The sequence below is a fragment of the Halomonas sp. KG2 genome, from assembly GCA_030440445.1.
Taxonomy (GTDB): Bacteria; Pseudomonadota; Gammaproteobacteria; order Pseudomonadales; family Halomonadaceae; genus Vreelandella.
In genome coordinates this window covers 4,449,171-4,461,952 of sequence record CP098528.1, presented here as the reverse complement: position 1 = coordinate 4,461,952, position 12,782 = coordinate 4,449,171, and the positions used below count along the sequence as shown (strand labels likewise).

At 48.5% G+C, this 12,782-nt stretch carries 15 protein-coding genes; 10 read left to right on the top strand and 5 right to left on the bottom strand.

What is annotated here, in order from left to right:
• Positions 1–534 precede the first annotated feature (534 nt).
• The 4 genes from rpmH (at position 535) to mnmE (ending at position 4,357) form a co-directional block, all read left to right on the top strand.
• Positions 535–669, top strand: coding sequence for a 50S ribosomal protein L34 (rpmH, locus tag NDQ72_20400; GenBank protein ID WKD28371.1), 135 nt, complete (start codon positions 535–537; stop codon positions 667–669).
• A gap of 13 nt (positions 670–682) precedes the next feature.
• Positions 683–1,084 carry a ribonuclease P protein component gene (gene rnpA, locus NDQ72_20395; GenBank protein WKD28370.1) on the top strand — a complete coding sequence of 134 codons (402 nt, stop codon included), beginning with the start codon at positions 683–685 and terminating at the stop codon, positions 1,082–1,084.
• 115 nt (positions 1,085–1,199) lie between these two features.
• Entirely contained in the window at positions 1,200–2,885 is a 1,686-nt protein-coding gene (gene yidC / locus NDQ72_20390) for a membrane protein insertase YidC (GenBank protein WKD28369.1), read from the top strand.
• A 101-nt stretch (positions 2,886–2,986) separates the two neighbouring features.
• Positions 2,987–4,357, top strand: a complete 1,371-nt coding sequence (mnmE, locus tag NDQ72_20385) for a tRNA uridine-5-carboxymethylaminomethyl(34) synthesis GTPase MnmE (GenBank protein WKD28368.1) — start codon at positions 2,987–2,989, stop codon at positions 4,355–4,357.
• A gap of 38 nt (positions 4,358–4,395) precedes the next feature.
• Here the strand turns inward: mnmE and rlmJ are convergent, their stop codons facing one another.
• The 4 genes from rlmJ to rdgB all read right to left on the bottom strand — a co-directional run bounded on the left by rlmJ (position 4,396) and on the right by rdgB (position 7,829).
• Positions 4,396–5,241, bottom strand: a complete 846-nt coding sequence (rlmJ, locus tag NDQ72_20380) for a 23S rRNA (adenine(2030)-N(6))-methyltransferase RlmJ (protein WKD28367.1) — start codon at positions 5,239–5,241, stop codon at positions 4,396–4,398.
• Between the two features lie 94 nt (positions 5,242–5,335).
• Positions 5,336–6,010 carry an OmpA family protein gene (locus NDQ72_20375; protein WKD28366.1) on the bottom strand — a complete coding sequence of 225 codons (675 nt, stop codon included), beginning with the start codon at positions 6,008–6,010 and terminating at the stop codon, positions 5,336–5,338.
• A 48-nt stretch (positions 6,011–6,058) separates the two neighbouring features.
• Entirely contained in the window at positions 6,059–7,228 is a 1,170-nt protein-coding gene (hemW, locus tag NDQ72_20370; GenBank protein ID WKD28365.1) for a radical SAM family heme chaperone HemW, read from the bottom strand.
• The gene (gene rdgB, locus NDQ72_20365; protein WKD28364.1) at positions 7,221–7,829 is read right to left on the bottom strand and encodes an RdgB/HAM1 family non-canonical purine NTP pyrophosphatase; all 609 of its coding nucleotides are present in this window, start codon (positions 7,827–7,829) and stop codon (positions 7,221–7,223) included. Before rdgB ends, hemW begins: the two co-directional genes overlap by 8 nt.
• A gap of 284 nt (positions 7,830–8,113) precedes the next feature.
• Here rdgB and NDQ72_20360 point away from each other — a divergent pair, with 284 nt between their 5' ends.
• The 6 genes from NDQ72_20360 to NDQ72_20335 all read left to right on the top strand — a co-directional run bounded on the left by NDQ72_20360 (position 8,114) and on the right by NDQ72_20335 (position 12,293).
• A complete protein-coding gene (locus NDQ72_20360) occupies positions 8,114–8,806 on the top strand; it encodes a response regulator transcription factor (GenBank protein WKD28363.1) in 693 nt (230 codons plus the stop codon).
• Positions 8,807–8,828: 22 nt separating this feature from the next.
• Positions 8,829–9,344, top strand: coding sequence for a curli production assembly/transport protein CsgE (locus NDQ72_20355; GenBank protein ID WKD28362.1), 516 nt, complete (start codon positions 8,829–8,831; stop codon positions 9,342–9,344).
• Entirely contained in the window at positions 9,344–9,760 is a 417-nt protein-coding gene (locus NDQ72_20350; protein ID WKD28361.1) for a curli assembly protein CsgF, read from the top strand. The genes NDQ72_20355 and NDQ72_20350 overlap by 1 nt, the downstream gene beginning before the upstream one ends.
• A 71-nt stretch (positions 9,761–9,831) precedes the next feature.
• A complete protein-coding gene (locus tag NDQ72_20345; protein WKD28360.1) occupies positions 9,832–10,662 on the top strand; it encodes a curli production assembly/transport protein CsgG in 831 nt (276 codons plus the stop codon).
• A 268-nt stretch (positions 10,663–10,930) separates the two neighbouring features.
• Positions 10,931–11,479 (top strand): hypothetical protein, encoded by a 549-nt coding sequence (locus NDQ72_20340; protein ID WKD28359.1) that lies wholly within the window; start codon positions 10,931–10,933, stop codon positions 11,477–11,479.
• Between the two features lie 61 nt (positions 11,480–11,540).
• Complete coding sequence (locus NDQ72_20335; GenBank protein ID WKD28358.1) at positions 11,541–12,293, top strand: hypothetical protein; 753 nt, start codon at positions 11,541–11,543, stop codon at positions 12,291–12,293.
• Positions 12,294–12,353: 60 nt separating this feature from the next.
• Here the strand turns inward: NDQ72_20335 and NDQ72_20330 are convergent, their stop codons facing one another.
• Positions 12,354–12,734, bottom strand: a complete 381-nt coding sequence (locus tag NDQ72_20330; protein ID WKD28357.1) for a hypothetical protein — start codon at positions 12,732–12,734, stop codon at positions 12,354–12,356.
• Positions 12,735–12,782: the final 48 nt, after the last annotated feature.

Below are 12,782 nucleotides of genomic sequence, written 5' to 3'. Positions count from 1 at the left end.
TCATCTCACCATCGGTTGAAAACGGCCGACCATTGTAGCGCCCAACGGAGCGGTTATCCACACGCACTAACGCCTCTTTTTGCCCTGTGGACAACTATTCATAAGGCATAGGGAAAAGCTGGTAACTGATCAAGGAAAAAGCTGTTTTGATGTAACCTATAACCTGTTGAACACACCTAATTAACAGTTTATTTAAGGCTTATCCGAAGGTTATGCACAGATTTTTTATGATTTTAAGCTGTTGATAAAAATGGTCTAAAACAGCTTATCCACAATTAGTATCCCCACTATTAATAACAGTAGGTTTAAAATAACTTCATTAGTAATAGTAGTGTCATGACAAGAAGCCACGATGGCGATGTACGAAAAGCCTCCATTGCCTTTTTAACGCTTTTTATGCAAGGAAAAATTGCACCGGACGCAGGAAGTCTCTACAATTTCCGGTCTTGAATTGAAACTCCCCGGCTAGTTCCTCACTGGACCGGGTCTTTTGGAATTCACTTTCCGTCCTAAACCACGTGGGAATAACGAGTTATGAAACGCACTTTTCAACCCAGCGTTCTCAAGCGCAAGCGCGCGCATGGCTTCCGTGCTCGTATGGCAACCAAAAACGGCCGTGCCGTTATCGCACGCCGCCGCGCCAAAGGCCGCAAGCGTCTGAGCGCCTGATCTCGGATTGCGTGTGCCGCATCAAGGCTTTCCCCGGTGCTTACGTTTGCTAAACGCCGGGGATTTTAGTCACGTGTTTGAACAAGCAGACCTGAAGGTTCATGGCAAAGGTATGATGGCGCTAGCGCGTTTGAGTACCCGGGGACATCCCCGCATTGGACTGGTGGTCAGCAAAAAAAATGTGAAGCTCGCTGTTGATCGCAACCGCTTTAAGCGACTCGTGAGAGAATCTGTTCGCCTCCGCCAAGATCACTTACCCTCTGTGGATATCGTGATACTGGCAAAGCGTGGTGTTCAAGATATTGATAACGAGACGCTGAATCGCCAGCTAAATGGCATGTGGAAACGACTTCAGCGTGACGCACAGGCGGTGTCTGCATCACTCCCGCCTAATGGCGTAACACGTGACGCTTGACGACACACCTCGCCGCTCGACCTCGGCCTGCCGCCTGGCAGGCTTTCGTGTGTCATGGGTCGAGTAAATGACACTGCGCCATTAGCATGTTCACCACCCATCGGGCAGAACCCTCATGGACGTAAAACGACTTTTATTACTGATTCCACTGGCAGTACTTGCCTACCTATTGGTTGTACAGTGGAATCAGGATTATGGGCAGATAAGCGTCGATTCGACGCCTGAAATCACCCAAAACAGCAACGGCTCATCCGCCAATAATGTTGGCAGTGATGATTTATCGGTTCCTAGTTCGTCGGCTCCCCAAAATGCCATTAGTGAAGGCATGCCTGGAGAAGCAGAAAGTAACTCGTCTAGCCGAGACTTTATTGCTGTCACTACCGACGTTCTCGACGTACGTATTGACCCACATGGTGGCGATATCGTGTACGCCGCTCTACCGCAGCATAAGCTAACGCAGGATTCAGATCGTAACTACGTGTTGCTGTCTGATAACTCAACGCGTAGCTACGTCGCCCGTTCGGGTCTTCAACTGGACGGCCAGGCTAGCCGCATTGCCTTCACGCCCGAGCGTACCGAGTACCGCTTAGGAAACGATGAAGAGCAGCTAAGTGTTGATTTAACAGCGGAAGTTAACGGCGTTGAGGTTATTAAGCGATTGACGTTTAAGCGCGGCGACTACGCGGTCAACGTTAGTTACTATTTAGCCAACAACACCGAGTCACCGATTAGCGCACGCTTTATCGGTCAACTGGCGCGCGATAATAGCCCTGACCCCTCAAGTGGCGTCTCTATGGGTATGAAATCGTATCTAGGTGCGGCCTACTCTACCCCTGACGCGCGGTACGAAAAAATCGACTTCGACGATATTCAAAGCCATAACTTTGAAAATCGTGAGGCGCAGGGTGGCTGGATTGCGATGATCCAACACTACTTCGTATCTGCCTGGGCGCCGGCGCAAAATCAGCAAAACCTCTACTATGTCACTACCGATTCACGGGATCGTAATGTCGTAGCGTTTGCAGGCCCCACGAGCAGTGTGGCCGCTGACGGCGAGGCAACGCTAAGCGCAACGCTGTACATGGGGCCCAAGGTTCAAGATTACCTTGAGCAAGTAGCGCCAAACCTACGCTTAACCGTCGATTACGGTTGGCTGTGGTTTATCGCTAACCCGCTATTCTGGTTACTGGATAAGATCCACGACATCGTTGGCAACTGGGGCTGGTCAATTGTACTGCTGACCGTACTAGTGAAACTGGTGCTATTCCCGCTATCCGCCAAAGCCTACAAGTCAATGGCGCGTATGCGTAAACTTGGCCCGGAAATGCAGCGTCTCAAAGAGATGTATGGCGATGATCGCCAGAAAATGTCTCAAGAGATGATGAAGTTCTACCAGAAAGAGAAGATCAATCCGCTGGGTGGCTGTTTGCCGATTCTGGTGCAAATGCCGGTATTTATCGCCCTGTACTGGATGTTGCTTGAGTCCGTTGAGCTGCGCCATGCGCCGTTCATGTTCTGGATTCAGGATCTCTCGGTGAAAGACCCCTACTTCATCTTGCCGATTTTGATGGGTATCTCGATGTTTGTTCAGCAAATGCTGAATCCGACACCGCCAGATCCCATGCAGGCGAAGATCATGAAGATGTTGCCGATTATCTTCACCTTCTTCTTCCTGTGGTTCCCTGCAGGTCTCGTTATCTACTGGGTCGTCAACAACATCATCTCGGTGGCGCAGCAGTACCTCATTACGCGCAATATTGAGAATGATCCAAACGTCGGCAAAGGGTTGCGAACCAAGTAGCACGCTCCCTTCTCCTACCACCAGACCCCCGCCCTAGCGGGGGTCTGGCGTTTTAGGATGAACAACGCGACAATCTTCGCCATACACCAACGAGAAGCGCCATGGCCGATCGACTTTACACCCAAGACACCATTACCGCTCTGGCAACTCCTCCTGGCCGCGGCGGTGTTGGCATTATTCGCGTCTCAGGCCCTGCCTGCCACGATATCGCTGCCGCTGTACTTGGCCACTGCCCTTCCCCTCGTTACGCTCACTACGGCCCGTTTTATGCCGCTGAAAGCGTTATTGATGAAGGCATTGCCCTGCTGTTCAACGGGCCCCACTCATTTACGGGCGAGGACGTGCTTGAACTGCAAGGACATGGCGGGCCAATCATTATGGATATGCTGCTTGAACGTTGCCTACAGCTTGGCGCACGCCTAGCACGCCCGGGTGAGTTTTCAGAGCGAGCCTTTCTAAACGACAAGTTGGATCTAGCCCAAGCCGAAGCCATTGCCGACCTGATAGACGCCACTTCCCGTTCCGCTGCCGAAAATGCCGTACGCTCGTTGCAGGGCGAGTTTTCCCAGCGTATCTCGGCGTTAGTGGAGCGACTCATTGAGTTGCGGGTATACGTCGAAGCGGCAATTGATTTCCCTGAGGAGGAAATCGATTTTTTAGCCGATGGTCACGTCGCTAACCGTTTAGACAGCGTTCAGCAAGCGCTGACGGCGGTTCGCAAAGCCGCAGGCCAAGGGGCCCTGTTACGCGAAGGAATGAGCGTGGTGATTGCTGGACGACCTAATGCCGGTAAGTCTAGCTTGCTCAACGCACTGACCGAACAAGATACCGCTATTGTCACGGATATTGCCGGCACTACCCGTGACGTGCTGAGAGAATATATTCACATTGATGGCATGCCGCTGCATATTATCGACACCGCGGGGCTGCGCGACACTCCCGATGCCGTAGAGAAAATCGGCGTTGCCCGTGCTTGGGAAGAGATTGAAAAAGCCGACCGCGTGCTGCTATTGGTAGATGCCTCCACTACCGATGCGACTGATCCTATGACTATTTGGCCGGAATTTGTCGCCAGGCTCCCCGATCAAACACGCCTGACACTGGTGCGAAATAAAATCGATACCAGCGCCGAACCAGCGGGCATTGATTTATCCACAACCCCACCAACGATCAGACTATCCGCGAAAACTGGCATGGGTGTGGATAACTTAAAAACCCATCTAAAGGACATCATGGGGTTTTCTGCGACGACCGAAGGGCGATTCTCAGCCCGCCGTCGCCATTTAGACGCCTTAGATCGCGCCATGATTGCGCTGGAAACTGGACGCGCCCAACTAGATGGCTACGGAGCCGGGGAATTGCTGGCCGAAGACTTGCGCGATGCTCAGCAGGCGTTAGGCGAAATTACCGGTGAATTCAGCGCTGACGACCTGCTCGGCGAAATCTTTGGCAGTTTTTGTATCGGGAAATAAGCACCTGCTTTGGTCACTAATAGACCGTGGCTAACCAGCTATTCGCCTACCAGCCACTCTGACCGATAGTCACTTTCCGAGCCTAGCAGCGGCGTAATGTGTGCCATCGCCGCCGCTAGACGCTCATCTAACCCCCAGGGCGGGTTAATCACTAGCATTCCACTACCGTACATGCCATGGCTTTGCTCGTTTGGCGTATAGCGTTGAAGTTCGCTGCGCCAAATTTTACGGATGCCGCTCTCTCTCAAGCCGTTTAGTAACGAGAGATGGTTGCCTGCTGGTAGCAATGGATACCACACCAGCAGCACCGCATGTCGCGCTTTTGCCAGGCTATAGGTCACCGCATCAACCACCTCTAGATATTCCGCTTTACGTTCGTAGCTAGGGTCAATCAATACGCACAAACGCGGTGTTGCAACCGGTACCAGCTCACTCAAGCCTGCTAGGCCATCCCCATAAATTCGCTGCGCCTGCGGGGAAAGCGATTGGCTGCTTAAGTGCTCATGCTCACCGGGATGAAGCTCAAATAACGTCAGGCGATCTTGCTCACGAAGCGGCTGAGAAAGCCACCAAGGTGAGCCAGGATAATGGGTCAGCTCAGATGCATGGGGCTGGGCAGTTGCCAACGTGGTTAGCCAACTACTCAGTAAAGGGTCACTTAGCTGTTCACTCGCTTTCCACAGTGGCCAAATGCCCTCACGGTATTCTTGAAGCCGCTGAGTCTCTTTGGTGTTAAGTGGATAGAGACCTCGTCCCGCATGAGTATCTATATATGTAATGGCAGTTTTTTTACGTAATAAATAATCAACCACCGCGTAAAGCGTTAAATGTTTCTGCACATCGGCAAAGTTACCGGCATGGTAAGCGTGTTGGTAAGACAGCATAGTCGCTCGCTAACAGAGAATCGAAAAAAGCCCGCTATGTGAGCATAGCGGGCGTTTATCGGCAATGCCGAGGTTAGCTTATCAATCGTTAGCGTTAACCCTGGCCATTTCCCGTGGGAGACAAGGTGATTTCAACACGGCGGTTTTGCGCACGCCCTTGTTCAGAATTATTGCTAGCAACCGGCTGATTGGCCCCGTATCCCATGGTGTTTAATCGAGCAGAGGATACGCCATTTTGGCTAAGGTAATTACCTACAGACTGGGCACGGCGTTCAGACAGACGCTGGTTATAGTTTGCATCTCCGGTGCTATCAGTGTGGCCAGCAATGTTGACGCGGGTATCCTGGTACTGGGTCAGTACATTTGCTACTTGATTAAGGGAGTTGCGCGCCTCACTGGTAAGGTCGGCAGAGTCGAAACCAAAAGTAACGCCACTGGGCATATTAAGCACAATATCGTCACCGCGACGATCAATCTCAATACGCGAGCCCTGGAGATTTTGGCGCAGCTGTTGCTCCTGACGATCCATGTAAACACCTACACCGGCACCCGCTGCAGCACCTACCGCTGCACCAATCAATGCACGATCACGACGGCTGGTGCTGCCATCGCCAGACAGCGCACCAGCAGCAGCACCAATAGCCGCGCCAATGCCAGATCCCATCGCAGTGCTAGAGCGCTGCGTCTGACCGCCATAAGGGTCCGAGGTAGCACAACCAGCTAACAAAATGGCTGCCGCCAGCGGGGTCAGTAGTCGAGAAATACGCATCACTCACTCCTTGATAATCTTCAGGGTAATTGCTTTATATATCGCTGATCACTCATCGCTTATTAATGTCAGCAATTCATTCAAGAATAATAGACCTTGAGGCGATGCACGCAGCTTTTCGGGCATTTCCATTAAAAGTCCTTTTTCATACGCGCTTTGTAACCGCGAAAGTAACACGGCTGAGGGCTGTCCTGTGTAAGCCGTCCAGACATCCATGGTGACCCCATCGGTTAAACGTAACGCATTCATCGCAAACTCAAGGGGTAGCTCCTGCGTTGCTATCGGCTGCTTGCCAGCCACAAAGCCACGCGGATCATTTGAACGGCGTAAATATGCCTCTGGCTGACGTGTTTTCCAGCGCCTTTCGATATGCCGTTGCCCCTGACTATCGACCGTCGTCAGCTTTCCATGCGCTCCCGCCCCAATACCCAAATAATCGCCAAACTGCCAATAATTGATGTTGTGGCGACTTTGTTGCCCCGTTCGCGCATAGGCGGAGATTTCATAGCGCCGTAAACCGGCTTGCTCAAGGCGTTGATGGCCAGCTTCTTGAATGTCCCAGAGAGCCTCTTCTTCTGGTAACACAGGCGGATGAGAGAAAAACGCCGTATTCGGTTCAAGCGTTAACTGATACCAGGAGAGATGCTCCGGCTCCAGAGCCAATGCTTGATCAATATCCTCCATCGCTTGAGCCGGGGTTTGTTTGGGTAGCCCATGCATTAAATCAATATTGAGATTATCAAACCCAGCCTCACGCGCCTGGCGAACAGCATTGACCGCTTCTTGGCCGCTATGAATACGCCCCAACGCGCTAAGCTGTTCAGGGCGAAAGCTCTGAACTCCCAAAGACAAGCGATTGATCCCGGCTTCTCGATAACCAATAAAACGCTGCTGTTCGGTCGTGCCAGGATTCGCTTCAAGGGTAATTTCGATAGTCGAAGAGAACGGCAATCGAAGGCGTATCTCTTTGAATAATCGATCGTAAAAAGCTGGCGATAACAGGCTTGGCGTGCCACCACCAATAAAGATAGTTTGAATCTCTCTTTCATTCGCTAACGATAAATCACCCTCCAAATCATTGAGCAGGGCGGTTAGATAAGCGGCTTCGGGCAGCTCGTCAGTACTGGGCTCATGGGAATTAAAGTCACAGTACGGGCACTTACGTACGCACCATGGCGTATGGATGTATAGGGATAAGGGAGGCAATAGCTCAGCCATGCGCCACCTTCAACAGTTCAACCAAGCCCTGTAATGCCCGCCCACGATGACTTAGTCGATTTTTGGTTTCACTGGATAACTCGGCAACACTCATTCCTTGGTCCGGTAACCAGAACAGAGGGTCATAACCAAAACCGCCATTACCTCGTGGGTGCGCCAGAATTTCACCTTCCCAACTACGTTGCACAATCACAGGTACAGGGTCTTCTGCATGACGCAAATACACCAATACGCACCAATAACGTCCACTACGCTGGCCTTCAGCATAGCGACTGAGCGACGTTAATAACTTCTCATTATTGCGCTCGTCACTTTTAGGCTCACCGGCATAGCGCGCTGAATAGATACCCGGTGCACCGTGAAGTGCATCCACCTCAAGGCCTGAGTCGTCTGCCAATGCAGGCAACCCACTGATTCTACTTGCCTCACGAGCTTTCAGAAGTGCGTTTTCAACAAAAGTAAGCCCTGTTTCTTCCACATCGCCTACTCCAAATTCGGATTGCGGACGAACATCTAACCCAAGAGGTGCTAGTAATTGATTGAATTCTTTTAGTTTTCCTACATTTCCACTGGCTAAAACTAAGGTATTAGGCGATGCCATAACGATATCTCCAAAAAGAGGTTAATGAGTTTACATATATCAAAATTTCTTCTAAAGCAGGCTTTCTGTTACTTAATGTAAATGTTAAAAACTAATTTAAAAACTGCTTATATTGTCAATAAATAATAATATAAACATATATTTACACACATTATTCTAAAAAATAATATATATATTCAAATTGATTTCAGCAGATTTCTAATAACAAAACTTTACGAAATGTATCTTATAGGCAACACTTCTGAGAGCACCTGCTCACTCTTTCTTTCCACGAGGGCTTCCCAATGTCACAGGAAAAGACCACAGGTTTGGTGTATCTCATTACCGAAAAAAGTCCGCAATCACAGCTATTTGCAGACTATTTACACGATCACACCAACTGCTCAATTAGCATTTACTCGCCAGACGTCACCATACCCTCTTCACCCGTCGAAAAGCTGCTCATTCTAATTGACAGTGATCATATCAGTGTAGAGACATTGCCAGAGTGGCAAGAGAAACTGCCAGAAGCGTTAACAAAAATCCCTCTAGCAGCTTTCAATATTCGCGATATGGACCATGCCCTAGAAGCTCTCTCGTGCGCTCAACTGAAAGGGGTATTTTATCGCAATGAGAGCTTAGAGGTGTTTTGCAAAGGTATCCACGCGTTACTTGATGATGAGCTGTGGATGTCTCGTGAGTTAATGGCACGACTGATTCTTTTTTATCGCAAGTATCAAAGCAACGCGTTCCGCCCAGCCTGTGGATTAACCAACCGAGAAATGGAAATTATCTCTTTATTAAGTGCGGGTTCCTCCAACCAACAAATTGCCGATAAATTGTTTGTAAGTGAACATACTGTTAAATCTCATCTTTATAATATCTTCCGAAAAATAAACGTGCACAATCGCATTCAAGCACTTAACTGGATCCATCAGAATCTTGGGCCAATTCTTCCTAATATAGAAACCGCACGCAGTTTACAACGTCATCGGTAGATTTTTAAAAGGGTATATAGCCATGAATTTACGTCGCTATTTACTGGTCATTTTTGTCAGTTTTTTTGCATTAACGACTGATACATTTGCCAATGAACCAGCCAATTCTTCCCGCGCATTAGCCACCAGTGAGCAGGAAGAAGTCAACGCTATTAACCAACTATCAAGTCCCGATGGCCCAGAAATTCAAGGACAACGAAGTAGAGGTAGTGAACTTACCGGTATCATGGTCGACCGTACCGTCACCATGGCAGGCAAGACCTTCTATCGCGCTTTCAGCCAGCGGGCAATGGATAACCTCATTATCGGTAATGCCACGATTACCATTCAAGAACGTCCCGATGCCCGCTGGGGCAGCCAAATTGCCATCGTGGAAGGCAACCGGATGTACTTCAGAACACAGCTCTCTCCCAGGATTAGCGAAGCTGACCGCGTAGCAGGAGAAGCTGTAAATATCGTTGAGGAGGCACTTCTCCAGCAGCAGCTGGCATCTGCTCTTACCTCAGATAAAGACTTGGGAAAAGAGGAGTTATTCTGATGAAAAACTGCAGAAAAATAGCTTGCGCTACATTCATAGTGTTAATGGGAATAGGTGCTCACGCGCACTCAGGTGATTTAATTTATAAACCTATTAACCCTTCTTTTGGCGGCGACCCTTTTACAGGTAGTTACCTGTTAGGTAAAGCCCAGTCGCAAGATACCAATACAGATCCAAATGCACGTAGGGGGCAAACATTATCATCCACCGAGCGCTTATTACAAAGTTTAGAAAGTCGATTGATATCACAGCTCATTTCCGATGTTAGCCGCGGTGAAGTCAGTGAGGGTAGCTTCGATAGCGATGAGTTTGGCGTTGTAGTGAGTGACAATAATGGACAGCTAATTGTGCGTGTGGTGGATAAAGTTACCGGAGATGTAACAGAGATTAGCGTTGGCGGTTTATTTAACCCTTAACAACATCAATGTCATCCGCTAAAAAAACCAGCAATAACGACTAACGCTATCTGCTTTGTCAGGGGATCATTATGAAAATTATCGCCTCAATTGTCATCGCTAGCCTACTGAGTGGCTGTGCAGGAATGGTGGCAACGTCTGAAAATTTAGAAGGTGCTGAAGCAACACTCACGCCCAGAGGAGCTACCTACCAGGATCTTGTATCGCTCCCGCCACCGTCAGGAAAGATATTTGTCTCTGTGTATGATTTTCGCGACCAAACAGGGCAATACCGACCAGCCCCCGCCAGTACGTTTTCAACTGCGGTAACCCAAGGGGCTGCAGCCATGCTTACCGGCGCCCTGTCTGACTCTGGCTGGTTTATACCGCTTGAACGTGTTGGGTTACAAAACTTATTAACTGAACGCCGTATTATTCGCGCAGAATTCGAACGCTTTGGGCAACCCGATACGCTGCCATCGTTAAGAGCAGCGTCGGTTATGTTAGAGGGCGGCATTATTGCTTATGAATCGAACGTACGAACCGGGGGAGCCGGTGCTGAATATTTTGGCATTGGGGCGTCAGGCCAGTACCAGGTAGATCAGGTAACGGTGAATTTACGTGCGGTGGAAATCTCAACAGGTGAAATATTAGCTAACGTGACCACCACCAAGACCATCTATTCAAAAGAGCTACGCGCAGGGGTTTATCGCTTTATTGATTTCAGACGCTTATTAGAGGCCGAAGCCGGTATAACGACAAACGAACCGGTTCAGCTCGCGGTAATGTCAGCAATAGAGTCTGCTGTCATTCACCTTGTAGCGAGAGGCATCGAAAACCGATTATGGAATCTTGCTCCCGGAACCAATATTCAAGATACCATTTTAGATGACTATCTTAATGCATCGATACCCATGCTTTAGTAAAAATTAATCAAGGGAACACTACTCAAATAAAACTATAAAAAACAATGGCCACTCGATCGAGTGGCCTTTTTTATTTAAAAAAACAAATACAACACAATTAGAAAACTAACAAACCAGCAATTAATAAAGTAGTAAACAGAAAATATAATAAACGTTAAGCATATAAGCACAGTATTAAAAAAACTTCCTATAGCGTCATTTCCAGAATGGTCCAAACTCAATCCATGAAACAAAAAGACACACTGAGTTTCAAAAGGAATTAAAAATGAAACATTATAGCTATCGGCTCAGAACAACTACAACGAACAAAATTCGTTGTCGTGCTGCGATAACGATAGCCATTGCTCTGATGACTTTTTCTTCTGTGTTACAAGCCAATGAGAATGAAAGCGACTTATTCAATAGAAGTGCAAGAGTTACTCAGTTTGCGGCTATTGGTAACGACGCGCTACACAGCAATCTAAGCATCATTCGTCAACAGGGTAACAATAATAAAGCAAGTGTTGCCCAATCACGTTCTGTGAGTTATCAGCTCTCTAACTTTGCCTACATCGATCAAGTCGGCAACGGTAATCAAGCAAGCATAATGCAAAGTAACGGAAATAATACCGGAATTATTTGGCAAGTGGGCGATGACAACACCGCCTCTATTAATCAGCAAGGTAATAGCTCCTCATTTAAAGCTGACATTTATCAAAATGGATTTAAAGGTGACGTTTCAATTTCGCAATCGGGCAGTGGCTTACGTGGTGTGAGTGTCCAGCAACAAAACCTCTCGGGCAATGCACGACCAGTCACTATCGATACCTACTGAGTCGCCAGCTGCTTCTCAGTAAACAACCAAAGCAAGTCGATCGAAAAAAAGGGGAAACACCATGAAAACTCAAATGACCGTTATCGCTGCTGCTGTTGCAATGGCTGTTAGCTTCTCTAGCCAAGCGCGAGACTTTGAAAACTCAACAACCACGCCTGCTGCGAACCTAGGCTCAAACCCAGCGTTTGTTAACCAGCAAGATATCCGTGAAGGCATGAACGGATTTGCTCGTGATCCAATGCGGACTTCGATTATTGTTCAGACTGGTAACAATAACGCAGCGGAAACTGATCAGCATGATGATGAGCAATACTCACGTGTTGGCCAAGAAGGTAATAACAACAGTTCTTATGTCTATCAAAGCGGCGATCAGCATGAGTCGATTGTTTATCAGATAGGCAATCATAATGATTCAGTCGTAGTACAAGATGGTGGCAGCCTTAACGACTCCTATGTACGTCAACAAGGCGACAACAACAGCTCTACTGTTGCTCAATTCTTGAACACTGCACAAAGCGACTCAATTATTGAGCAGTTCGGTAACGGAAACGATGCTGACGTTTATCAAGCATTAAATACTGACGAAACCTGGAGCTTCATCCATCAAAATGGTAACGACAATGAAGCCAATGTCCTTCAGGTTGAAGCAGACCTGAGCGCCTCCTATATTTTCCAAGGTAGCGACGGCCATGTAGCGAATGTCTTCCAGACAGGTGACAGCAACGTGTCAACCATTCGCCAAAACAGTAGCGCTGCTTCAGCGTCTCACTTCCAGGCGGGTAGCAACAACTCTGCTATCTCTACTCAGTGGTAAGTACGTCTGTAAGTACTTACTTAGCTCAGGAAACCGCCCCCTTCGGGGCGGTTTTTTTGTTTAACGCACCATTACCGTTAACGTGCCGCCTTTTCCTTGGGTAGAGGAGCGCGAGCGGTTATTACCTTTCATAATATCTACTTCTAAACGATCGTTGTCGCTGAGCAGTTTTACCGTACCTTCAAGCGTGGTGCCTTCAAAGGTAAATTCAGCGGGCACTGTGCCGCGTGTTTCGGGGTGTTCGATGGTTTCATCGTTATGAGTAATGCGCCACTGGGCTGAGAATTCCGCGCCTGGTGTGCCGCCCATGGTGATATGAATCTGAGTCATATCTTGCTCCTGTGCGGCCATCCCCGTTAACGGTAGGCCAAGGGTGAGAACAGCGGTTAACAATAGGTTGTTAAAGCGTGAAGAGTGCCAAGCCAATTGTCGTTTCATCATGTGTTTACCTCACTAACCACAGAGCCGCTCGATAGGAGCGGCTCTTGA